This is a genomic window from Enterobacter sp. MALB-1 (assembly GCF_041021625.1).
GTDB classification, from domain to species: Bacteria; Pseudomonadota; Gammaproteobacteria; order Enterobacterales; family Enterobacteriaceae; genus Enterobacter; species Enterobacter oligotrophicus.
The window spans coordinates 4,437,037-4,459,950 of record NZ_JBDPJL010000001.1; the positions used below are offsets into that span (position 1 = coordinate 4,437,037).

A 22,914-nucleotide genomic window follows, 5' to 3' on the forward strand; every position below is an offset into this window, starting at 1 on the left:
CTTCCGTTGGTGTCGCGTTCGTATACGGCGGCCCGTTCTGACCCCATTGTGGGCCATCATTCGGGTGCGCAGCCACTTCTGTCGCCGCGACAACCGCCGTAGTTTAACGAATAACCACACCAGATAACATATAACCGGAAGGGTTATAAGCAGGACGAGTGTACCTGCCGGGTGCAAATGTTAGTTTCCACCCTTCAGAAGACGCATCATATCTTCCTGCTTTTCGTCTTCCTCTTCGTCTTCTTCATCATCGTAAGACAGACCAAGTTTCTGCATCAGTTCATCAATGCGGTCCAGTTTGGCATCAACCCATGACTGCTCTTCGGCGGTCAGGGTTTCACCCTCTTCAAGACGTTCCAGCAGCGCATCCAGGCGCTCATCGTTCTCCAGCATATCCAGCTCAGCCTGCGGTGAAAGCATAGGTTTCTCGCTCTTTGGTTTGTGCTGCTTAGTGACCGGGGTGTCTGTCACGCCCAGTGGAATGGGAGTTTTACTGCCGATACGAGGATCTTTCTGCTGTTTGCCTTTTGCAGAATTGCCCGCTGCACCGCCACCGTTCGCACGGCTTCCCGCAGCATGGCCACGATGCTTTTTATCGCGTTTGCGATCGCGCGCTTCCTGGTTCAGTTCTTCGCGCGTTTTGCGGCGTGCTTTTGCCGGGCGTTTCGCGCCCGCAGCGGAGGTCGGTTTTTTCATGATGTTTTATCTTTAAGTCGTTTTCTTCAGTATAGAATTGCGGCGAAATCTAGCAGAAAGCAAGCAAAGAAAAAAGGCGACAGAGCAATCTGTCGCCTTTTTTCCTGACTCACAACCCTTAACGGGTCAGACATTCCGTGTTTGCCAACAACAAACCCTGTTTATCCCTTAGCCACTATCGTCCGTGATATCGTTCCGTTTCCTGTTAAAACGCCTCCAGGCGCTGGTCATCCTGACTATCCTGAGTCTTCGCCTCCTGGCGCTCCTGACCCTTATCCTTAAGTCGTTATCCTGTTGGCATCCTCGCCTTGACGCACACTTTACCTTGTTCCTTTAAACTAACAAGCAACGAAAGAGTACAAAAATGGATTTTCAGATAATTACCTAACATTAACTTACTGATTTTAAAGATTTTGCATTTTTTAACGCCTGCGATTTCTCTTAAATCTCCCATAGCCTTTATGGCAGATCTCTTACAATTACCAGGGTTTTCGCTTACAGGCTTCTTACGATGAGAAAAGCCTTTTGCCCGCATTCAGGTATAATCCCCCGCAGATTACGATTTTTGGAGACGACCACGTGACTACCTGGAACTACCAACAGACGCATTTTGTCACCAGTGCGCCCGATATTCGCCACCTGCCTTCCGATACGGGCATTGAAGTGGCATTTGCTGGCCGCTCCAATGCGGGGAAATCCAGCGCTCTGAATACGCTGACGAATCAGAAGAGCCTGGCGCGTACCTCAAAAACCCCTGGCCGAACGCAGCTGATTAACCTGTTTGAAGTGGCTGAAGGCAAACGCCTGGTCGACTTGCCGGGCTACGGTTATGCGCAAGTTCCGGAAGAGATGAAGATCAAATGGCAGCGCGCGCTGGGTGAATACCTGGAAAAACGCCAATGCCTGAAAGGTCTGGTGGTGCTGATGGATATTCGCCACCCGCTAAAAGATCTCGATCAGCAGATGATCGACTGGGCTGTAGCAAGTGATATTGCAGTGCTGGTACTGCTGACAAAAGCGGATAAGCTGGCAAGCGGTGCGCGTAAAGCGCAGGTGAATATGGTTCGCGAAGCAGTGCTGGCCTTTAATGGCGATGTGCAGGTTGAGCCATTCTCCTCGCTGAAAAAACAGGGCGTGGACAAGCTGCGCCAGAAGCTCGACAACTGGTTTAACGAGCTGGAACCCGCGAAAGAAGCGGAAGAAGAGTAATACCCGGCGCGGCAATGTCCGCGCTTTTTTTTGCCCGAATTTTCTTTGCCGCAATAAAAAACGCCCCAGTCATTACTGACTGGGGCGGCTAAAATATTCAGCCAAATCCGATTACGTGAAGTAAAAGGTCTGAAAGATAGAACATCTTACCTCTGTACCCTACGCCGTTAACTCTACCCCTTTTTTATCTGTAGACAAAGCACTTTTTGTAGTTTTTTTTCATTCTTTACATAGGGAATTCTAATGATCGTCACAAAACGCACGTCGTTATGTTGCTAACTTACATAAAACGCGCGTTATTCGATGAACCCTTAGTGAGCCTGATCCCAGTTTTCTCCACTGCCCACTTCCACCAGCAACGGCACGTCCAGTTTCATGCTGCTTTCCATCAGTTCGTGGATCTTCTTCGACACGTTTTCCAGATCGTCTTTGTGCACTTCGAACACCAGTTCATCGTGTACCTGCATGATCATTTTCACACGTGGTTTCTCTTTTTCCAGCCAGGCATCTACGGCAATCATTGCGCGCTTAATGATGTCTGCAGCCGTTCCCTGCATCGGGGCATTGATCGCCGCACGCTCTGCGCCAGCACGTCTCGCCGCGTTGCTGGATTTGATATCCGGCAAATAAAGTCGACGGCCGTCCAGCGTTTCGACGTAGCCTTTCTCTTTCGCCTGTGCGCGGGTGCGTTCCATATACTCCAGTACGCCCGGATAACGCTCGAAGTAGAGATCCATATACTTCTGCGACTCTTTACGCGGAATATTGAGCTGTCGCGAAAGGCCAAACGCGCTCATGCCGTAAATCAGACCGAAGTTGATCGCTTTCGCACTGCGACGCTGTTCGTTTGTCACGCTCTCCAGCGGCAAGCCAAACACTTCAGCGGCAGTCGCCCGGTGAATATCCTTGCCTTCTGCAAAGGCCGTCAGCAGGCCTTTATCGCGCGATAAATGCGCCATAATGCGCAGTTCGATTTGCGAGTAGTCGGCTGAGACAATCAAATAGTCATCCGGAGCGACAAAGGCCTGACGAATACGACGCCCTTCCTCATTACGTACCGGAATGTTCTGCAGGTTTGGATCGGTTGATGAGAGTCGCCCTGTCGCTGCAACTGCCTGGTGATAAGAGGTATGCACGCGGCCCGTTTTCGGGTTGATCATCAGCGGCAGCTTGTCGGTGTAGGTCGATTTCAGCTTCGCCAGACCGCGATACTCCAGAATAACTTTCGGTAGCGGGTGATCCAGCGCCAGCTCTTCCAGCACCTCTTCAGACGTCGAAGGCGCGCCGCCAGGGGTTTTCTTCAGCGGCTTGATACCCTTTTTTTCAAACAGGATGGTTTGTAGCTGTTTCGGAGACGAGAGGTTAAACGGCTCCTCAGCGAGTTCATGTGCCTTTTGCTCAAGTTCAGTCAGGCGCTGTGCAAGCTCACCAGAATGGTTATGCAGTACCGTTGGGTCGATTTTCACACCGTTGCGTTCAATACGGGAAAGCACTGGTACCAGTGGCATTTCGATATGCTGGAACACATTCAGTGGGCCTTCATGCTTCTGTAGTTTTGGCCACATTTTCAGATGCAGCTGCAGCGTGACATCGGCATCTTCCGCCGCATAGCGCCCCGCCTCTTCCAGAGCAATCTGGTTAAAGGTGAGCTGATTTTTCCCTTTACCGGCAATCTCTTCAAAGGTGATAGTTTTGTGCTTGAGCCAGCGGTCAGATAAGGAGTCCATATCATGTCGGCCCGCTACGCTGTCCAGAATGTAGGATTCCAGCATGGTATCGAAAGCAATACCGCGCAGTTCAATACCGTAGTTTTGCAGAATACCGCGATCGTATTTGAGGTTTTGCCCGACCTTAAGCGCCTTGTCATCTTCAAGAATGGGCTTCATGAGTTCGAGTACGCGTTCGCGCGAGATCTGATCGGGCGCATCCAGATAGTCATGCGCAACGGGCACATAGGCAGCAACGCCCGGCTCTGTCGCAAATGACAGACCTACCATATTGGCTGAGATGTTATCGAGGCTATCGGTTTCCGTATCGAAGGCAAATACTGGCGCTTTTTTCAGTTTCTCGATCCAGGCGACGAGCTGTGACTCTTCGAGAACGGTCTCATAGTTATCGAAGGAGAGTGCTGTGGCCTCTTCCTCTGCCTGTTCTTCGGCATCCACAACAATCGTCTCTTTCGGCTTCGCAGCGGGCTTCGCCCCTTTTGCCTGCAGCCATTTGCCGGCTTCCACGTCAGAGGTCCAGCGTTTGAATTCGTATTTCTTAAACAGGCCAAGCAGTTCATCAGCGGCTGGCTCCTGGACTTCCAGCTGCTCGCAGGTTAACTCCAGCTCAACGTCGGTTTTGATCGTTGCCAACTGATAAGAGAGGTACGCCACCTCTTTGTTATCTTCCAGTTTCGTGGCCATGGTTTTTGCACCACGGAAGGTGAGCCCGGCGATTTTTTCAGGCTCCGCGTACAGCGTATCCAGCCCTCCCAGCCCCTGCAGCAACGCCTGAGCGGTCTTTTCACCTACGCCTGGCACCCCAGGGATGTTATCCGAGGAGTCGCCCATCAGCGCGAGGAAGTCGATAATCAGCTCTGGCGGCACGCCATATTTTGCCACCACCTCTTCCGGCCCCAGAATGGTGTTAGTCATGGTGTTAATCAGAGTGATACCTGGCGTCACCAGCTGCGCCATATCTTTATCGCCGGTGCTGATCAGTACCGGACGGCCCAGTTTTTCCGCTTCACGCGCCAGGGTGCCGATCACGTCATCGGCTTCTACACCAGACACGGCCAGCAACGGTAAGCCCATCGCTTTCACCATCGCATGCAGTGGCTCGATCTGCGCACGCAGGTCGTCTGGCATTGGCGGACGGTGAGATTTGTAATGCTCAAACAGCTCATCACGGAAGGTTTTGCCCTTCGCATCAAAAACGACCGCCGCATGGGATGGCTGATACTGAAGAATCAGGCTACGCAGCATGTTAAGCACACCGTACATCGCGCCGGTCGGTTCCCCTGCGCTATTGGTCAGAGGAGGAAACGCATGATACGCCCGATACAGGTAAGAAGAGCCGTCGACGAGAATAAGAGGGTTTTCTGGGATCTGAACCATAATGTCCGTGCCTTTAATTAATTTATGGGTAAAGGATGCCACAGAAGGATGAAAACATCAGTTTTTAGCGCCAGATAGAGGAAAAGATTTTGCGATCGTGAAGATCGCTCGCAAATTCAATCTGTGGATAAGTTTGTGTATATTTTAAATTCAGATGAATAACGTTCGTTAATTTGATACAGGAGAGTGTAATTTTACTTTCTATATCAGTCTGTTATAAATCGATCTTTGTCAATATGTCTAACTGATGACAATTTAGACTATGTGGATATAAGGCCCGCTTAGTGTTCTCGCCTGGATGAATCCGCTGTCTGGCCGGTAAAGCCACAAACTCACCGCGTGAAAGCACGCTGCTTTTGTCTAATTTCTGGTAAAATCAGCGCCCAGCACCGGATAGCCGGCTGCTCAATTACAGCTAACTATCTGAAAATATTCATTATGTCGAGATTTCTCGCTGCGATAACATTACTGCTAAGCATCCTTTTAACTATTCTGGTTACCGTCGCCTGTTCTGTACCGATCATTGTCGCCGGAATAATTAAACTGTTGCTGCCTGTGCCTCCGGTATGGCGAGCGGTATCTGCTTTTTGTAATTTCATGATGTACTGCTGGTGTGAAGGGCTGGCGATCCTGTTGCATCTGAACCCACATCTCAAATGGGATGTTGAAGGTCTGGACAGGCTGAACAAAAAGAACTGGTATTTGCTGATCTGCAATCACCACAGTTGGGCAGATATCGTTATTTTGTGTGTTCTGTTTCGTAAACACATCCCGATGAATAAATACTTTCTGAAGCAACAGCTTGCCTGGGTTCCTTTTATTGGTCTGGCCTGCTGGGCGCTGGATATGCCGTTTATGAAACGCTATTCGCGCAGTTATTTAATTCGTCATCCGGAACGCCGTGGGAAGGATGTGGAAACCACGCGCCGCTCCTGCGAGAAGTTTCGCGCGCATCCGACGACGATTGTTAACTTTGTCGAAGGCTCTCGTTTTACCGAAGAGAAACGTCAACAGACGCGCTCCCCTTATCAGAACCTGCTACCCCCTAAGGCGGCGGGCATTGCAATGGCACTTAACGTGCTGGGTGAGCAGTTCGATAAATTACTCAACGTCACGCTCTGCTACCCGGAAAACGACAAAACGCCGTTTTACGATATGCTTAGCGGTAAACTGACGCGCATTGTCGTGCGCGTTGATCTGTTGCCAGTCGATGCTGAACTGCATGGGGATTATGTGAACGATAAGAATTTCAAACGTCGTTTCCAGCTTTGGCTTAATACGCTCTGGAAAGAAAAAGATGAGCGGATAAACAACATAAAATCTTCATATAAAAACGCCGGTCATTGACCGGCGTTTTTATTTTTGCGAAAGGATTACTTTTTCTCAACCAGGTATTTCACGGTGTCTGCGTACTGCTGTACGAAGATATCCATGCTGCTGGTGTCCATGCCCTGCATGTTCAGCTGATATTTGCCGTTAACATACATTGCCGGAACGCCCTGCAACTGCAGGTCAGCGGCGGCTTTTTCCTGCTGAGCAACCAGCGATTTCACCACGAAGCTGTTCCACGCTGCGTCGTAGTCTTCGCCTTTCACACCGGCATCAACAAACACTTTGCGGATATCCGCAGTGGTTTGAACAGTCTGGTTTTTTTGTACGGCTTCGAACATTGGGGAGGTGATCTTATCTTCCACACCCAGTGCAATCGCAACCGCCCACGCCTGAGTCAGATCTTTGCCCAACGGGCCAAGGAACTCAACGTGGTATTTCGTCATTTTGGTGCCTTCTGGCAGCTTTTTCTTCACGTTATCAGAAACATGCAGCACCTGCTCGAACTGATAGCAATGTGGGCAGTAGAACGAGAAGAACTCCAGCACCTGTGGCTCGCCAGCAACCGGCTTGTCCAGCGTGATGTACTGCTTGCCGTCGGTAAACTGCGCAGCAGAAGCGCTAAATGCCAGAATCATACCTGCCAGCGCCAGCCAAATTTTTTTCATGATCAACTTTCTCCTGGGTGTGTCCAATTTAGTACATCGGCGTTAATTGTAGAGGCGGTTCCTGAAGAACCTTAACCTGCTCGGTAAAAGTGGATATCTGGTTGCGCCAGTAATCCTCTCCGGCAAGCCACGGGAAATTTCGGGGAAATGCGGGATCTTCCCAACGCCTGATTAACCATGCGAGATAATAAACAAAACGCATCGCACGTAAAGGCTCTATCAAGGCAATTTCGTCTGAATTAAAGGGGCTAAATTCTTCATACGCTTCAATAATGGTTTCAAGCTGCATGCGTTGCTCAGCGTTATCACCGTTGAGCAGCATCCACAGATCCTGAATCGCGGGGCCCATGCGCGCATCATCAAGATCGACAAACAGAGGACCATCGCGCCAGAGAATATTACCCGCATGACAATCGCCATGCAGGCGCAGGACAGGAATATCCTCACGCCAGCAGTCTTTTACCGCATCAATAAGTTTATCGGTCGCGTGGAGGAAATTATCCTTAAGCGCACCAGGGATAAGCGTCGAGTTATCGAATACCTGGCGGGGCTCGATAAGATATTCCTGAATACCGATAGTCGGGCGGGAAATAAACGGTTTTTTGCGTCCCGTCTGGTGAATGCGCCCCAGATAGCGAGCAACCCATTCCATTTGATCAATATTATCAGCTTCAAACTGACGGCCGCCCAGGCTTGGAAATACGGCGTAGTAAAACCCTTCGTGCGTGAGCAGCGATTGGTTATTGAATTTCAGAGGTGCAGCAACGGGTACATCGTCATCCAGCAGATCGTGGGCAAACTGGTGCTCTTCCTGAATCTGTTCTGCCGACCAGCGCTTGGGACGATAGAACTTTACGACGAAGCGCTGGCGATCCTCGTCCTGAAATTGATAGACGCGGTTTTCGTAGCTATTTAAAGGGGTTAGCCCGGAATCCACCCGAATACCCTGCTCGAACAGCGCATCCATAATGGTATCCGGGTGTAGTGTCTGGAAAGTAAAAGCCTGGTCGTTCATCCGATCATCCGGAAATTATACGAATGATTCAGGATATCATCTTGTGGCGATTTCGGTGGCTCCGCTTACAAGGTTTTACTCTTTAATTACGCCACGCGCTCGTAGCAGTGCCGTTTTAAAATCTTCCTCATAATCTTTCTGAATACCCGGAATTACAGCATCTTTAGCAGAGTCGCGCATTTTGAGGTGGTAGATCAGGATATCGTCAGAAAGGTCAGCCAGTTCGCCGTCAAAACCTGACTCTTTCGCCAGTTTCTGTAAAAATTGCATCAGATTCAGCTCGGGCTCTTTCTGCCAGGCTGGCTGGAGGAGTTCAATAACTTCATTCAGACGTTTACATTTCATAATGGTGCTCCTTTCATTTAGAGAGACACGTTAGCAGGGTCAATCCCACAATAAAAGAGGCGATATTCGTGAATGAGTGTCGGGAAATTATCGGGGTCGTTCTGGCCGGTGGCAGAGCGACGCGAATGGGCGGTAAAGATAAGGGACTTCAACTCCTGAATGGCAAACCATTATGGCTGCATGTTGCTGATTCGCTTGAAACTCAGGTTGCATCCATAGCGATTAGTGCCAATCGTCATATCAATACTTATCAGCAAAGCGGGTATCCCGTTTACCAGGATAACCTGGCGGATTACCCAGGGCCGCTGGCGGGTATGCTCTCGGTTATGCAGCAGTCAAAGGGTGAATGGTTTCTCTTTTGTTCATGCGATACGCCGTTTATCCCGTCTTGCCTGGTGGAACGCCTGGTACAGCATCGTGGTAATTCGCCCGTAGTATGGGTACACGACGGCGAGCGTGATCATCCTACAATCGCATTGATTAACAGCGAGCTAGAACCTGATATGCAAGATTATCTGGCTGCTGGAGAACGAAGAGTAATGGCGTTTATGCGCCAGTCTGGCGGCCATTCGGTTGATTTTGGCGATCTGAAATCCGCATTTGTGAACGTGAATACGACAGAAGATTTGCAGACGATGCAGGAGCATAAATGATCCCCGTATTAGCGATTGCCGCATGGAGCGGCACAGGTAAAACCACGCTGCTGAAGAAACTAATACCAGCGCTTTGCGCTAAAGGTATTCGCCCCGGATTGATTAAGCATACTCACCATAATATGGATGTTGATAAGCCGGGAAAAGACAGCTATGAGCTGCGTAAGGCGGGCGCAGCACAAACGATGGTGGCGAGCAATCAGCGTTGGGCGTTGATGACAGAAACACCGGATGAAGCACCGCTGGATCTCGCTTATCTTGTCAGCCGGATGGATCATTCCACGCTGGATTTAGTGCTGGTTGAGGGCTTCAAGCATGAGGATGTTGCGAAGATCCTGCTATTCAGAAGCGATACCGGGCATGATGTTCACGAGTTAACGCTGGATGAGCATGTGATTGCTGTGGCCAGTGATGTTGCGCTTTCGCTGGAAGTGCCAATTCTGGATTTGAATAATGTGGAAGGGATTGCGGAGTTTATTCTGGAGTGGTGTGCGGTCTGACTTTGGCGGCTTTGCCTTACCCGGCCTACAAAATTCGGCGGTTCAGAAACGCAAAAAGGCCATCCTTCCGGATGGCCTCTTCACTTAATTGATGCCTGGCAGTTCCCTACTCTCACATGGGGAGACCCCACACTACCATCGGCGCTACGGCGTTTCACTTCTGAGTTCGGCATGGGGTCAGGTGGGACCACCGCGCTACAGCCGCCAGGCAAATTCTGTTATCTGTATCAGGCTGAAAATCGTGTCTCTTCGCCAAAACATCTTCGGCGTTGTAAGGTTAAGCCTCACGGTTCATTAGTATCGGTTAGCTCAACGCATCGCTGCGCTTACACACCCGACCTATCAACGTCGTCGTCTTCAACGTTCCTTCAGGACTCTCAAGGAGTCAGGGAGAACTCATCTCGGGGCAAGTTTCGTGCTTAGATGCTTTCAGCACTTATCTCTTCCGCATTTAGCTACCGGGCAGTGCCATTGGCATGACAACCCGAACACCAGTGATGCGTCCACTCCGGTCCTCTCGTACTAGGAGCAGCCCCCCTCAGTTCTCCAGCGCCCACGGCAGATAGGGACCGAACTGTCTCACGACGTTCTAAACCCAGCTCGCGTACCACTTTAAATGGCGAACAGCCATACCCTTGGGACCTACTTCAGCCCCAGGATGTGATGAGCCGACATCGAGGTGCCAAACACCGCCGTCGATATGAACTCTTGGGCGGTATCAGCCTGTTATCCCCGGAGTACCTTTTATCCGTTGAGCGATGGCCCTTCCATTCAGAACCACCGGATCACTATGACCTGCTTTCGCACCTGCTCGCGCCGTCACGCTCGCAGTCAAGCCAGCTTATGCCATTGCACTAACCTCCTGATGTCCGACCAGGATTAGCTGACCTTCGTGCTCCTCCGTTACTCTTTGGGAGGAGACCGCCCCAGTCAAACTACCCACCAGACACTGTCCGCAACCCGGATTACGGGTCCACGTTAGAACACCAGCCATTAAAGGGTGGTATTTCAAGGGCGGCTCCACGCAGACTGGCGTCCACGCTTCAAAGCCTCCCACCTATCCTACACATCAAGGACCAGTGTTCAGTGTCAAGCTATAGTAAAGGTTCACGGGGTCTTTCCGTCTTGCCGCGGGTACACTGCATCTTCACAGCGAGTTCAATTTCACTGAGTCTCGGGTGGAGACAGCCTGGCCATCATTACGCCATTCGTGCAGGTCGGAACTTACCCGACAAGGAATTTCGCTACCTTAGGACCGTTATAGTTACGGCCGCCGTTTACCGGGGCTTCGATCAAGAGCTTCGCGTTGCCGCTAACCCCATCAATTAACCTTCCGGCACCGGGCAGGCGTCACACCGTATACGTCCACTTTCGTGTTTGCACAGTGCTGTGTTTTTAATAAACAGTTGCAGCCAGCTGGTATCTTCGACTGATTTCAGCTCCACCCGCAGGGGCTTCACCTACATATCAGCGTGCCTTCTCCCGAAGTTACGGCACCATTTTGCCTAGTTCCTTCACCCGAGTTCTCTCAAGCGCCTTGGTATTCTCTACCTGACCACCTGTGTCGGTTTGGGGTACGATTTCGTGTTACCTGATGCTTAGAGGCTTTTCCTGGAAGCAGGGCATTTGTCACTTCAGCACCGTAGTGCCTCGTCATCACACCTCAGCGTTAAAAAGGTACCGGATTTACCTGGAACCTCCGCCTACATGCTTAAACCGGGACAACCGTCGCCCGGCCGACATAGCCTTCTCCGTCCCCCCTTCGCAGTAACACCAAGTACAGGAATATTAACCTGTTTCCCATCGACTACGCCTTTCGGCCTCGCCTTAGGGGTCGACTCACCCTGCCCCGATTAACGTTGGACAGGAACCCTTGGTCTTCCGGCGAGCGGGCTTTTCACCCGCTTTATCGTTACTTATGTCAGCATTCGCACTTCTGATACCTCCAGCATGCCTCACAGCACACCTTCAACGGCTTACAGAACGCTCCCCTACCCAACAACACATAGTGTCGCTGCCGCAGCTTCGGTGCATGGTTTAGCCCCGTTACATCTTCCGCGCAGGCCGACTCGACCAGTGAGCTATTACGCTTTCTTTAAATGATGGCTGCTTCTAAGCCAACATCCTGGCTGTCTGTGCCTTCCCACATCGTTTCCCACTTAACCATGACTTTGGGACCTTAGCTGGCGGTCTGGGTTGTTTCCCTCTTCACGACGGACGTTAGCACCCGCCGTGTGTCTCCCGTGATAACATTCTTCGGTATTCGTAGTTTGCATCGGGTTGGTAAGCCGGGATGGCCCCCTAGCCGAAACAGTGCTCTACCCCCGAAGATGAGTTCACGAGGCGCTACCTAAATAGCTTTCGGGGAGAACCAGCTATCTCCCGGTTTGATTGGCCTTTCACCCCCAGCCACAGGTCATCCGCTAATTTTTCAACATTAGTCGGTTCGGTCCTCCAGTTAGTGTTACCCAACCTTCAACCTGCCCATGGCTAGATCACCGGGTTTCGGGTCTATACCCTGCAACTTAACGCCCAGTTAAGACTCGGTTTCCCTTCGGCTCCCCTATTCGGTTAACCTTGCTACAGAATATAAGTCGCTGACCCATTATACAAAAGGTACGCAGTCACCTAACAAGTAGGCTCCCACTGCTTGTACGTACACGGTTTCAGGTTCTTTTTCACTCCCCTCGCCGGGGTTCTTTTCGCCTTTCCCTCACGGTACTGGTTCACTATCGGTCAGTCAGGAGTATTTAGCCTTGGAGGATGGTCCCCCCATATTCAGACAGGATACCACGTGTCCCGCCCTACTCTTCGAGTTCACAGCATGTGCATTTTCGTGTACGGGACTATCACCCTGTACCGTCGGACTTTCCAGACCGTTCCACTAACACACACGCTGATTCAGACTCCGGGCTGCTCCCCGTTCGCTCGCCGCTACTGGGGGAATCTCGGTTGATTTCTTTTCCTCGGGGTACTTAGATGTTTCAGTTCCCCCGGTTCGCCTCGTTAACCTATGTATTCAGTTAACGATAGTGCAACGGATTGCACTGGGTTTCCCCATTCGGACATCGCCGGGTCAAAGGTTCATATCACCTCGCCGGCGCTTTTCGCAGATTAGCACGTCCTTCATCGCCTCTGACTGCCAGGGCATCCACCGTGTACGCTTGGTCGCTTAACCTCACAACCCGAAGATGTTTCACTTCTGATTGCGAAAAGTTGAGAGACTCGAACACACCTTAAAGATGTGTCGTTTCAATTTTCAGCTTGATCCAGATTTTTAAAGAGCAAAACTTCTTAATGCACTCAAAAGTACATTCAGAAGTTCATCATTCATCAGACAATCTGTGTGAGCACTACAAAGGCAGGTTCTTTAAGGTAAGGAGGTGATCCAACCGCAGGTTCCCCTACGGTTACCTTGTTACGACTTCACCCCAGTCATGAATCACAAAGTGGTAAGCGCCCTCCCGAAGGTTAAGCTACCTACTTCTTTTGCAACCCACTCCCATGGTGTGACGGGCGGTGTGTACAAGGCCCGGGAACGTATTCACCGTGGCATTCTGATCCACGATTACTAGCGATTCCGACTTCATGGAGTCGAGTTGCAGACTCCAATCCGGACTACGACGCACTTTATGAGGTCCGCTTGCCCTCGCGGGGTCGCTTCTCTTTGTATGCGCCATTGTAGCACGTGTGTAGCCCTGGTCGTAAGGGCCATGATGACTTGACGTCATCCCCACCTTCCTCCAGTTTATCACTGGCAGTCTCCTTTGAGTTCCCGGCCTAACCGCTGGCAACAAAGGATAAGGGTTGCGCTCGTTGCGGGACTTAACCCAACATTTCACAACACGAGCTGACGACAGCCATGCAGCACCTGTCTCACGGTTCCCGAAGGCACATTCTCATCTCTGAAAACTTCCGTGGATGTCAAGACCAGGTAAGGTTCTTCGCGTTGCATCGAATTAAACCACATGCTCCACCGCTTGTGCGGGCCCCCGTCAATTCATTTGAGTTTTAACCTTGCGGCCGTACTCCCCAGGCGGTCGACTTAACGCGTTAGCTCCGGAAGCCACGCCTCAAGGGCACAACCTCCAAGTCGACATCGTTTACAGCGTGGACTACCAGGGTATCTAATCCTGTTTGCTCCCCACGCTTTCGCACCTGAGCGTCAGTCTTTGTCCAGGGGGCCGCCTTCGCCACCGGTATTCCTCCAGATCTCTACGCATTTCACCGCTACACCTGGAATTCTACCCCCCTCTACAAGACTCCAGCCTGCCAGTTTCGAATGCAGTTCCCAGGTTGAGCCCGGGGATTTCACATCCGACTTGACAGACCGCCTGCGTGCGCTTTACGCCCAGTAATTCCGATTAACGCTTGCACCCTCCGTATTACCGCGGCTGCTGGCACGGAGTTAGCCGGTGCTTCTTCTGCGGGTAACGTCAATTGCTGCGGTTATTAACCACAACACCTTCCTCCCCGCTGAAAGTACTTTACAACCCGAAGGCCTTCTTCATACACGCGGCATGGCTGCATCAGGCTTGCGCCCATTGTGCAATATTCCCCACTGCTGCCTCCCGTAGGAGTCTGGACCGTGTCTCAGTTCCAGTGTGGCTGGTCATCCTCTCAGACCAGCTAGGGATCGTCGCCTAGGTGAGCCGTTACCCCACCTACCAGCTAATCCCATCTGGGCACATCTGATGGCAAGAGGCCCGAAGGTCCCCCTCTTTGGTCTTGCGACGTTATGCGGTATTAGCTACCGTTTCCAGTAGTTATCCCCCTCCATCAGGCAGTTTCCCAGACATTACTCACCCGTCCGCCGCTCGCCGGCAAAGTAGCAAGCTACTTTCCGCTGCCGCTCGACTTGCATGTGTTAGGCCTGCCGCCAGCGTTCAATCTGAGCCATGATCAAACTCTTCAATTTAAGTTTGATGCTCGTGAATTAAACTTCGTAATGAATTACGTATGTTCACTCAGAGACTTGGTATTCATTTATTGTCCGAAGACATTAAGAATCCATGTCACTTTGAGTGCCCACACAGATTGTCTGATAAATTGTTAAAGAACAGTGCCGCTTCGCTTTCGCAGCGGCGCGGGGTGTGCATATTACGCTTTCCCGCTTCAGAGTCAAGCGTTTATTTCGCATTTCCCTGCTAACCCGGCGGCGTGTGTGCCGTTGTTCCGTGTCAGTGGAGGCGCATTATAGGGAGTTATTCCGATGTGACAAGAGGAAATTTAAAAAAAATTTCCGTCCGTGTTTTTTTTCACCAGAAGAGATGAAATCAAGCTACAAATTGTTCTATTTGATGTATCTGCAACCACAAGCACACTCCAGATGGCATACTTACCCGCATGAACAATTAAGGAATCAGAGCAATGCCCTTAAGCGCACAACAGCTGGCAGCACAAAAAAACTTATCATATGTGCTGGCAGAGAAGCTGGCTCAGCTGATCTTAGTGGGTAAATATGCCCCAGGTAGCATCCTGCCGGGTGAAATGGAACTGGGCGATCAGTTTGGCGTAAGCCGTACCGCCGTTCGCGAAGCGGTGAAAACCTTAACGGCAAAAGGAATGGTACTGCCGCGTCCACGCATTGGCACACGTGTGATGCCTCAGAGCAACTGGAACTTCCTCGATCAGGAGCTTCTCTCCTGGTGGATGACCGAAGATAATTTCCATCAGGTCGTCGATCATTTCCTGGTGATGCGCAGCAGCCTTGAACCTCAGGCGTGTCTTCTTGCCGCTACGCTCGGGACAGCAGAACAAAAAGCACAGCTCAACACTTTAATGGAAGAGATGGTGTTCCTGAAAAAACACTTCAACCGCGAACGCTGGATTGAGGTGGATATGGCCTGGCATGAACATATCTATATGATGAGCGCAAATCCGTTCCTGACATCCTTTGCCTCTTTATTCCATTCGGTGTACCACACCTACTTTACTTCTATTACCCAAAATGAAGTGGTGAAGCTGGATCTGCATCAGGCGATTGTAGATGCCATTCAGGAGAGCGACGGGCAGCGAGCCCTGAGTGCATGCCAGGCACTACTGGCCGCGCCAACCCACCAGCAGGTAAATAAATGACAGAGAAAAAAGCGCGCAGCATGGCGGGACTGCCGTGGATTGCAGCCATGGCGTTTTTTATGCAGGCACTGGATGCCACCATCCTTAATACCGCCCTTCCTGCAATAGCGCAAAGCCTTAACCGCTCCCCGCTGGCGATGCAATCCGCCATCATCAGCTACACCCTGACGGTTGCCATGCTCATTCCGGTAAGCGGCTGGCTGGCCGATCGTTTTGGCACACGCAAAGTGTTTATGCTGGCGGTCACGCTCTTTACGCTCGGTTCGCTGGCCTGTGCGCTGTCCACATCCTTAACGGAGCTGGTCATCTTCCGCGTACTTCAGGGAATTGGCGGGGCAATGATGATGCCAGTAGCACGTCTGGCATTATTGCGCGCCTACCCGCGCAGCGAGCTCCTTCCCGTTCTTAATTTTGTCACGATGCCGGGGCTGGTCGGCCCGATACTCGGCCCAGTGCTCGGCGGTGTGCTGGTCACCTGGGCGAGCTGGCACTGGATCTTCCTGATTAATATTCCGATTGGTGTGGCGGGCCTGGTTTATGCCCGAAAATATATGCCGAACTTCACCACGCCACGACGCAGCTTCGACATGGGCGGCTTTTTCCTGTTTGGCCTGAGTCTGGTGCTGTTCTCCAGCGGGATGGAGCTGTTCGGTGAGAAAATTGTGGCGACGTGGCTTGCACTGTCCGTCATTCTCGCTGGTATTCTGCTGTTTCTTCTTTATATACGTCATGCGCGTCGCCACCCGACACCACTTATTTCTCTGTCCCTCTTTAATACCCGTACCTTCTCGGTCGGTATCGCAGGCAATATTGCCTCACGTCTGGGGACGGGCTGCGTCCCTTTCCTGATGCCATTAATGTTACAGGTGGGTTTTGGCTATCCGGCGCTGATTGCGGGCTGCATGATGGCACCCACGGCGATGGGCTCGATTCTGGCAAAATCGACCGTCACGCAGGTGCTACGCTGGTTTGGCTACCGTAAAACGCTGGTTGGCGTAACGATCTTTATCGGGCTGATGATTGCGCAGTTCTCGCTGCAGTCCGCCGCGTTACCGGTCTGGATGCTGATCCTGCCGCTGTTTGTGCTGGGAATGGCGATGTCGACGCAGTTCACGTCAATGAACACCATCACGCTTGCGGATCTGACCGACGAAAACGCCAGCAGCGGCAACAGCGTACTGGCTGTCACGCAACAGTTGTCGATAAGCCTGGGTGTTGCCGTGAGTGCCGCAGTGCTGCGGTTTTATGAAGGTTTTGATAGCGCGAACACCGTCGAGCAGTTCCACTATACCTTTATCACCATGGGCGCACTTACCGTGGTGTCGGCGCTGGTCTTTATGTTGTTAAAACCGAAAGATGGCCGGAACCTGATTAAAGAGCGCCATAAAGCAAAGGCTAAACCGAACCCCGTTCCATCAGAACAGGAGTAAGCTGCAGGCGTTGTTGTTGCAGCGTGGGCTGCGCCATACGGTGGATCAAGACATCAATGGCCAGCTCACCCAGTTCATCTTTCGGCTGATGAATGGTCGTCAGCGGCGGCGTCATATAGCGCGCCAGTTCGATATCATCATAACCAATCACCGCCATATCGTCCGGAACGCGCAGCCCCGCCTGATACAACGCCTGATAAGCACCAAATGCCATCGCATCGTTGCCAATAAAGACCGCCTGCGGGCGCGGCTCTTGCGTCAGCAGTTTCTGCATCGCTTCAAAACCACCATTAAATTCAAAATCGCCGGTGATCCGATAACCATCAGGAATGGCAAGCCCTGCCCGCTCCATTGCGGAGAGATACCCTTCCAGACGCAAGCGCGCCGGGGTTTTATCCAGCGGGCCGGTAATACAGGCGATGCGGGTATAACCTTTATCGAGCAAATACTGCGTTGCCATATCGCCGCCCAGCAGTGAGTTATCCTGAATCAGATCGCTGGTACCGTCGAACGGTGCCCAGTCCATCATGACCGTGGGAATAGAAGGGTAGCGCTGGATAATCTCTTTCGAGGGTTGATGCGTTTCGGTACACAGCAGCAATAACCCGTCGACGCGTTTTTGCATCAGCGTCTCCAGATTACGGTTCATACGCTGCTCATCACCTTCGGTATTACACAGCACCAGGCTGTAGCCACGCTCGAAGCAGCTACGCTCCACACCGCGCACAAGTTCAGAATAAAAAGGGTTGGTACTGGCCGTGATCAGCATGCCGATGGTGCGCGTCTGGTTGAGCTTCAGGCTGCGCGCCAGCGCCGATGGCGCATAGTTGAGATCTTTTACTGCGGCTTCGACTTTCTCCCGAATCGCCTCGCTAACGAAGCGATCGTTATTAATAACGTGGGAGACCGTCGAAGTAGAAACGCCCGCCATGCGGGCGACATCTTTCATCGTAGCCAAGCGTTACCCCTGCTGACTTAAAAATTCATCAATCTCGTTGCGCCACGGAACGGAAGGCTGTGCCCCTTTGCGCGTTACCGCTATCGCTGCAGCAGCATGTGCAAAGCGAATGGCATCCTCCATTCTCTCGCCTTCCAGCAGCGCCGTCACCAGCGCACCGTTAAAGGTATCTCCCGCCGCGATGGTATCAATGGCTTTCACCTTAAAGCCCGGCACACGACGGCCTTCACCATTTACGCTTGCCCACACGCCGCGGCTGCCAAGCGTGATGATCACCGTCCCGATACCTTTATCATGCAATGCTTTTGCCGCACGGGCAGCATCGTCGTCATTTTCAACGCGAATACCCGTTAACTTTTCCGCTTCGGTTTCGTTGGGGGTAATGATATCTACCAGCGCCAGCAGCTCGTCTGATAATACACGGGCAGGCGCGGGATTAAGTACGACAGTGGTATGATTTTCATGCGCAATTTTGGCCGCAGCCAGCACGCTTTCCACGGGCGATTCCAGCTGCATTAGCAGTGCTTCTGCGCCCGCAATAATCTCTCGTTGGGCTTCGACACGTTCTGTCGTCAGCGCGGCGTTAGCGCCCGCATGAATACCGATGACATTCTCACCTTCCGCATTGACGAAAATCAGCGCCACGCCGGTGGATTCCCCTTCGACCACGCTCACTGGCGCAATATCGATGTTGTCGCTGACCAGCTGCTTGCGCACGCGCTCACCGGTATCGTCATCGCCCGTACAAGCGATAAACGCGATATTCGCGCCACTGCGCCCGGCGGCGACGGCCTGGTTTGCGCCCTTACCGCCAAATGCCACCTGGTACTGATTACCCGTGACGGTTTCGCCCGGCGTCGGGAACGTTTCAAGGTTAAGAATGTGATCGGCATTGATACTGCCAAGGACGACGAGGTTGCCTGCGGTTTTCATGGTTGGGGTGTCCGTCTGAGAGCGCCACCGGTGTTACCCGGTGGCGTATGCCACACTTTTCTTTATTGGTGTCCCTCAGGCAGCCAGCGACTGCCTGAATCGCCTTTTACTGCTTGATAACCAGTTTCAGGTCAACCGGATATTTGGCCTGAACTTTTTCGCCCTTCAGCACTTTATCGGCAGTTTCAACGCCAGTCGCGCCAATCTGCTCAGGCAGCTGAGCGATGGTCGCAGCCAGTTTGCCATCATTTACCGCTTTTTCACCATCCGGCGTGCCGTCAAATCCGACAACCATCACATCAGATTTACCTGCAGTTTGCAGCGCGCGCAGTGCACCCAGCGCCATTTCGTCGTTCTGTGCGAACACGGCCTGCACGTCAGGATGCGCGGTCAGCAGGTTCTGCATCACGTTCAGACCTTTAGTACGGTCGAAGTCTGCCGGCTGGCTCGCCAGCACGTTAAATTTATGCGCAGCAACGGCCTGCTGGAAGCCTTCGCCACGCTCACGCGCTGCGGAAGTCCCGGCAATGCCCTGCAGTTCGATAACCTTTGCACCTTCACCTGCTTTCTTGGCGATGTAATCACCCGCAATTTTGCCGCCCAGCACGTTATCAGACGCGATGTGGCTAACAACGTCGCCTTTAGTGGCCTGACGGTCCAGCGTGATGACCGGGATCTTCGCCTGGTTTGCCATCTTCACGGCGTTACCCACGGCGTCAGAATCGGTTGGGTTGATCAGCAGAATTTTGGTGCCACGAACGGTTAAGTCCTGAACGTTAGCCAGCTCTTTCGCCGGGTTGTTCTGGGAATCCAGCACCACCAGGTTGTAACCCAGCTTGTCCGCTTCTTTCTGCGCGCCATCCTTCAGGGAGACGAAGAACGGGTTGTTCAGGGTAGAGACCACCAGCGCGATGGTGTCTTTCGCCATTGCGTTAGCACTCACGGTTGCGCTCAGCGCGACAGCAGAAACCAGGGTAGCCAGTTTTTTCATGTTCATATCTAAGATGTCCTGTAGTGTCGTCAGTTACTGTTTTTTGTTGTCTACCAGTACCGCCAGCAAAATCACCACTGCTTTAACGATCATCTGGTAATAGGAGGAAACACCTAATAAATTCAAACCATTATTCAGGAAACCAAGGATCAGTGCGCCGATCAATGTCCCAACAATGCGACCTTTACCGCCCGCAAGACTCGTACCGCCCAGAACGACTGCCGCAATGGCATCCAGCTCGTACCCTGTACCCGCCGTCGGCTGCGCAGAAGAGAGGCGCGCCACTTCGATGATGCCCGCCAGAGACGCCAGCAGGCCGCACAGGGAGTAAACGATAATTTTAACTTTGTTGACGCTAATACCGGACAGACGCGTTGCCGCTTCGTTACCGCCCAGCGCATAGATATAACGGCCAAGACGAGTGTGGTGCAGCATGTACCACGCCGCCAGGAAGACGATAGCCATGATCCAGACCGGCGTCGGCACACCCAGCGGGCGTCCGATACCAAACCAGCCAAACAGATCCGCGTTATCGGTAAAGCCAGTATTGACCGGGCTACCATTGGTATAAACCATCGTCACACCGCGCAGCAGCAGCATCATCACCAGCGTCGCGATAAACGCCTGAACGCGGCCTTTCGCCACAATCACGCCGGTCACAGCACCAATCGCCGCGCCTGCCGCCAGGGCAGCAGCAACGGCCACCAGCGCGTTGACTTCAATCCCGACAATGGAAGCCGCTATCGCACCGGTGAGCGCCAGCAGGGAACCGACGGACAGATCGATACCCGACGTCAAAATCACCAGCGTCATCCCGACCGCCATAATGGCGTTCACAGACGTCTGCTGCAGAATGTTGAACAGATTATTAACGGTGAAAAAGTTCGGGCTCATGGTCGACACAATCGCGATCAGCACCAGCAGGGCGATCAGCGATTTTTGTTCCATCAGCCATGCTTTTGTGAAATAACGGCGACCAGAAACAGCCTGGGTAGTCATCTTCTTACTCCTGATTCACGCGATTTAGCTTGCCCACAGCGGCAGCCATCAGAACTTCCTGGGTGGCCTGCTCGCGAGTGAATTCACCGCCGAGATGCCCTTCATGCATGACGATAATACGATCGCTCATGCCTAACACTTCTGGCATCTCGGAAGAGACCAGAATGATGCTCAGACCGTCGGCCTTGAACTGGTTAATCAACTGATAGATCTCTTTCTTCGCGCCTACGTCCACGCCGCGGGTTGGCTCGTCGAGGATCAGCACTTTCGGGCGCGTCATCAAACCACGCGCAATCGCCACTTTCTGCTGATTACCGCCAGACAACAGGCCAATCGCCTGCTCCATCGACGGGGTTTTGACGTTAAAGAGGCGGATAAAATCGCTGACGGCCTGCTGCTCATCTTTGTGTTTCAGACCGCCGCCGCTGCGGCTGAAATAGCGCAGCGCGGTCAGGGACATGTTCTCTTTCACCGACATGCCCAGCACCAGGCCATCGCGTTTGCGGTCTTCAGAGATATAAACAATGCCGTTTGCCAGACCATCCTGCGGAGAGCGAGTGACCACTTCATGGCCGTCAAGGGTGACGTAACCGCTGGTGCGCGGCAGTGCGCCGTAGAGCACTTTCATCAGTTCGGTACGGCCCGCACCCATCAGGCCCGCGACGCCCAGGATCTCGCCCTGACGCAGAGTAAAGGTCACGTCGTTCACGCCCGGACCGCAGAGGTTATCCACCTTCAGGCGGATCTCACCCGGCGCTTTGTCCAGACGCGGATACTGATCTTCGAGCTTACGTCCCACCATCATTTCGATAAGCGTATCTTCGGTCAGGGTTGCCACTTCGCGCTCGGCAATAAACTGCCCGTCGCGGAAGACGGTGACGTCATCGCAGATCTCGAAAATCTCTTTCATGCGGTGAGAGATATAAACAATTCCGCGTCCCTGCGATTTCAGCTCGCGGATAACGCGGAACAGGGATTCGGTTTCGGTATCGGTCAGGGCGTCTGTCGGTTCATCCATGATGATGACTTTCGACTCAAAGCTCAGCACCTTCGCGATTTCCACCATTTGCTGATCGCCAATGGAGAGATCGCCCACCAGGCGGTCACTCTTAAAGCGCAGGTTCAGCTTCGCCAGCAGTTTGTCCGCTTCGGCATACATCGTTTTCCAGTCGATTTTGCCAAACCGGTTCACGAACTCGCGGCCGAGGAAGATGTTCTCGGCAATAGTGAGCTGCGGGATAAGGTTCAGCTCCTGGTGGATAATGCCGATACCCGCTTCCTGAGAGGATTTCGGGCCGTTGAAGGTGGTCTCTTTACCCAACCAGACGAGCGAACCGGCATCGCGTTGATAGATACCGGTCAACACTTTCATCATGGTGGATTTACCAGCGCCGTTTTCGCCGACCAGCGCCATGACGCGTCCGGCGTATACGTTCAGCGCTGCGCCGGAGAGGGCTTTTACGCCAGGGAACGATTTATCGATCCCTTTGAGTTGCAGTAATGCGTCCATGATGGCCTCAGAAGGTGACGCCAGCACAGAGAATGATATTCGCATACGGGGAACACTCCCCGCTGCGAATCACCGCCTGACTGTCTGCGGTTTGTTGTTTGAACTGCTCGTGCGTTGTGTAACGAATTTCTATGGTGTTTCCCTGGTGTTGCTGCAGTTGCTCAATGTGGCTGAGCAACGTTTCGTGGAGTTGCGGATTATGTTGTTTGATTTCCGTCGCGAGAATGGCCGTCTCAACCTGCATCTCCGCGGTCACTACATCCAGTACCTGCATAAACGAAGGAACACCCTGCGTTAATGCCATATCAATACGGGTAGTGCTGCGCGGAACCGGTAAGCCTGCATCGCAAACCACCAGCGTATCGGTATGCCCAAGACGGGAAATAACCGATGAGATTTCTGAGTTGAGTACCGTGCCTTTCTTCATTTTCTTGCTCCACTAGCGAAACGTTTCGCTAAAAAGAGTGTAGACGCAAGAGTGTTCAGAAAACCACCA

The 22,914-nt window shown here is 52.4% G+C and carries 17 protein-coding genes and 3 rRNA genes; 6 read left to right on the top strand and 14 right to left on the bottom strand.

Features of this window, described 5'->3' with window-relative positions; genetic code table 11:
- Positions 1-180: 180 nt before the first annotated feature.
- Complete coding sequence (gene yihI / locus ABGB15_RS21235; protein WP_152082851.1) at positions 181-696, bottom strand: Der GTPase-activating protein YihI; 516 nt, start codon at positions 694-696, stop codon at positions 181-183.
- Positions 697-1,275: 579 nt separating this feature from the next.
- Here yihI and yihA point away from each other — a divergent pair.
- Positions 1,276-1,905 carry a ribosome biogenesis GTP-binding protein YihA/YsxC gene (gene yihA / locus ABGB15_RS21240; protein WP_215723781.1) on the top strand — a complete coding sequence of 210 codons (630 nt, stop codon included), beginning with the start codon at positions 1,276-1,278 and terminating at the stop codon, positions 1,903-1,905.
- A gap of 311 nt (positions 1,906-2,216) precedes the next feature.
- Here yihA and polA read toward each other — a convergent pair whose 3' ends face one another.
- Complete coding sequence (gene polA / locus ABGB15_RS21245; protein ID WP_152082849.1) at positions 2,217-5,009, bottom strand: DNA polymerase I; 2,793 nt, start codon at positions 5,007-5,009, stop codon at positions 2,217-2,219.
- 438 nt (positions 5,010-5,447) lie between these two features.
- Between polA and ABGB15_RS21250 the strand changes: the two genes are divergently transcribed.
- A complete protein-coding gene (locus ABGB15_RS21250) occupies positions 5,448-6,356 on the top strand; it encodes an acyltransferase (RefSeq protein ID WP_215723782.1) in 909 nt (302 codons plus the stop codon).
- Between the two features lie 26 nt (positions 6,357-6,382).
- Here ABGB15_RS21250 and dsbA read toward each other — a convergent pair whose 3' ends face one another.
- From dsbA to ABGB15_RS21265, 3 genes are all read right to left on the bottom strand, one after another.
- On the bottom strand, positions 6,383-7,006 hold the full coding sequence (dsbA, locus tag ABGB15_RS21255; RefSeq protein ID WP_152082847.1) for a thiol:disulfide interchange protein DsbA: 624 nt from the start codon (positions 7,004-7,006) through the stop codon (positions 6,383-6,385).
- A gap of 28 nt (positions 7,007-7,034) precedes the next feature.
- Positions 7,035-8,021: a serine/threonine protein kinase gene (locus tag ABGB15_RS21260; RefSeq protein ID WP_152082846.1), complete on the bottom strand. Its 987-nt coding sequence runs from the start codon at positions 8,019-8,021 to the stop codon at positions 7,035-7,037.
- Positions 8,022-8,096: 75 nt separating this feature from the next.
- Positions 8,097-8,366, bottom strand: a complete 270-nt coding sequence (locus ABGB15_RS21265; RefSeq protein ID WP_003861904.1) for a YihD family protein — start codon at positions 8,364-8,366, stop codon at positions 8,097-8,099.
- Between the two features lie 68 nt (positions 8,367-8,434).
- Here ABGB15_RS21265 and mobA point away from each other — a divergent pair, with 68 nt between their 5' ends.
- Positions 8,435-9,019 carry a molybdenum cofactor guanylyltransferase MobA gene (gene mobA, locus ABGB15_RS21270; RefSeq protein WP_215723783.1) on the top strand — a complete coding sequence of 195 codons (585 nt, stop codon included), beginning with the start codon at positions 8,435-8,437 and terminating at the stop codon, positions 9,017-9,019.
- On the top strand, positions 9,016-9,519 hold the full coding sequence (mobB, locus tag ABGB15_RS21275; RefSeq protein ID WP_215723784.1) for a molybdopterin-guanine dinucleotide biosynthesis protein MobB: 504 nt from the start codon (positions 9,016-9,018) through the stop codon (positions 9,517-9,519). Before mobA ends, mobB begins: the two co-directional genes overlap by 4 nt.
- A 93-nt stretch (positions 9,520-9,612) precedes the next feature.
- On the opposite strand, the gene rrf is transcribed toward mobB, so the two are convergent.
- From rrf to ABGB15_RS21290, 3 genes are all read right to left on the bottom strand, one after another.
- Positions 9,613-9,728: ribosomal RNA gene (gene rrf / locus ABGB15_RS21280) — 5S ribosomal RNA — on the bottom strand.
- 64 nt (positions 9,729-9,792) lie between these two features.
- A 23S ribosomal RNA gene (locus tag ABGB15_RS21285) occupies positions 9,793-12,697 on the bottom strand.
- Positions 12,698-12,895: 198 nt separating this feature from the next.
- Positions 12,896-14,437, bottom strand: a 16S ribosomal RNA gene (locus ABGB15_RS21290).
- The 16S, 23S and 5S rRNA genes sit together here, the layout of an rRNA operon.
- Positions 14,438-14,889: 452 nt before the next feature.
- Here ABGB15_RS21290 and ABGB15_RS21295 point away from each other — a divergent pair.
- Both ABGB15_RS21295 and mdtD read left to right on the top strand, forming a co-directional pair.
- Positions 14,890-15,597, top strand: a complete 708-nt coding sequence (locus ABGB15_RS21295; protein WP_152082843.1) for a FadR/GntR family transcriptional regulator — start codon at positions 14,890-14,892, stop codon at positions 15,595-15,597.
- A complete protein-coding gene (mdtD, locus tag ABGB15_RS21300) occupies positions 15,594-17,027 on the top strand; it encodes a multidrug transporter subunit MdtD (RefSeq protein ID WP_215723891.1) in 1,434 nt (477 codons plus the stop codon). Before ABGB15_RS21295 ends, mdtD begins: the two co-directional genes overlap by 4 nt.
- Here mdtD and rbsR read toward each other — a convergent pair.
- From rbsR to rbsD, 6 genes are all read right to left on the bottom strand, one after another.
- Positions 16,993-17,985 (bottom strand): ribose operon transcriptional repressor RbsR, encoded by a 993-nt coding sequence (gene rbsR / locus ABGB15_RS21305; protein WP_152082841.1) that lies wholly within the window; start codon positions 17,983-17,985, stop codon positions 16,993-16,995. The two genes, mdtD and rbsR, sit on opposite strands and share 35 nt — an antisense overlap.
- 3 nt (positions 17,986-17,988) lie before the next feature.
- Positions 17,989-18,918, bottom strand: coding sequence for a ribokinase (gene rbsK / locus ABGB15_RS21310; protein ID WP_215723892.1), 930 nt, complete (start codon positions 18,916-18,918; stop codon positions 17,989-17,991).
- A gap of 106 nt (positions 18,919-19,024) precedes the next feature.
- Positions 19,025-19,915 carry a ribose ABC transporter substrate-binding protein RbsB gene (rbsB, locus tag ABGB15_RS21315; RefSeq protein WP_008503498.1) on the bottom strand — a complete coding sequence of 297 codons (891 nt, stop codon included), beginning with the start codon at positions 19,913-19,915 and terminating at the stop codon, positions 19,025-19,027.
- 27 nt (positions 19,916-19,942) lie between these two features.
- Positions 19,943-20,908: a ribose ABC transporter permease gene (gene rbsC / locus ABGB15_RS21320; protein WP_006808742.1), complete on the bottom strand. Its 966-nt coding sequence runs from the start codon at positions 20,906-20,908 to the stop codon at positions 19,943-19,945.
- Between the two features lie 4 nt (positions 20,909-20,912).
- Complete coding sequence (rbsA, locus tag ABGB15_RS21325) at positions 20,913-22,418, bottom strand: ribose ABC transporter ATP-binding protein RbsA (RefSeq protein WP_152084447.1); 1,506 nt, start codon at positions 22,416-22,418, stop codon at positions 20,913-20,915.
- Between the two features lie 7 nt (positions 22,419-22,425).
- Positions 22,426-22,845, bottom strand: a complete 420-nt coding sequence (gene rbsD / locus ABGB15_RS21330) for a D-ribose pyranase (protein ID WP_152082839.1) — start codon at positions 22,843-22,845, stop codon at positions 22,426-22,428.
- Between the last annotated feature and the right edge of the window lie 69 nt (positions 22,846-22,914).

What these genes read in the sequence shown, in the direction of transcription:
- ABGB15_RS21295 (WP_152082843.1), top strand. Translation starts at nt 14,890, where the DNA reads ATGCCCTTAAGCGCACAACAGCTGGCAGCACAAAAAAACTTATCATAT.
- rbsA (WP_152084447.1), bottom strand. Translation starts at nt 22,418, where the DNA reads ATGGACGCATTACTGCAACTCAAAGGGATCGATAAATCGTTCCCTGGC.
- yihI (WP_152082851.1), bottom strand. Translation starts at nt 696, where the DNA reads ATGAAAAAACCGACCTCCGCTGCGGGCGCGAAACGCCCGGCAAAAGCA.
- mobB (WP_215723784.1), top strand. Translation starts at nt 9,016, where the DNA reads ATGATCCCCGTATTAGCGATTGCCGCATGGAGCGGCACAGGTAAAACC.
- ABGB15_RS21265 (WP_003861904.1), bottom strand. Translation starts at nt 8,366, where the DNA reads ATGAAATGTAAACGTCTGAATGAAGTTATTGAACTCCTCCAGCCAGCC.
- rbsB (WP_008503498.1), bottom strand. Translation starts at nt 19,915, where the DNA reads ATGAACATGAAAAAACTGGCTACCCTGGTTTCTGCTGTCGCGCTGAGC.
- polA (WP_152082849.1), bottom strand. Translation starts at nt 5,009, where the DNA reads ATGGTTCAGATCCCAGAAAACCCTCTTATTCTCGTCGACGGCTCTTCT.
- rbsK (WP_215723892.1), bottom strand. Translation starts at nt 18,918, where the DNA reads ATGAAAACCGCAGGCAACCTCGTCGTCCTTGGCAGTATCAATGCCGAT.
- ABGB15_RS21250 (WP_215723782.1), top strand. Translation starts at nt 5,448, where the DNA reads ATGTCGAGATTTCTCGCTGCGATAACATTACTGCTAAGCATCCTTTTA.
- dsbA (WP_152082847.1), bottom strand. Translation starts at nt 7,006, where the DNA reads ATGAAAAAAATTTGGCTGGCGCTGGCAGGTATGATTCTGGCATTTAGC.
- ABGB15_RS21260 (WP_152082846.1), bottom strand. Translation starts at nt 8,021, where the DNA reads ATGAACGACCAGGCTTTTACTTTCCAGACACTACACCCGGATACCATT.
- rbsC (WP_006808742.1), bottom strand. Translation starts at nt 20,908, where the DNA reads ATGACTACCCAGGCTGTTTCTGGTCGCCGTTATTTCACAAAAGCATGG.
- rbsD (WP_152082839.1), bottom strand. Translation starts at nt 22,845, where the DNA reads ATGAAGAAAGGCACGGTACTCAACTCAGAAATCTCATCGGTTATTTCC.
- mdtD (WP_215723891.1), top strand. Translation starts at nt 15,594, where the DNA reads ATGACAGAGAAAAAAGCGCGCAGCATGGCGGGACTGCCGTGGATTGCA.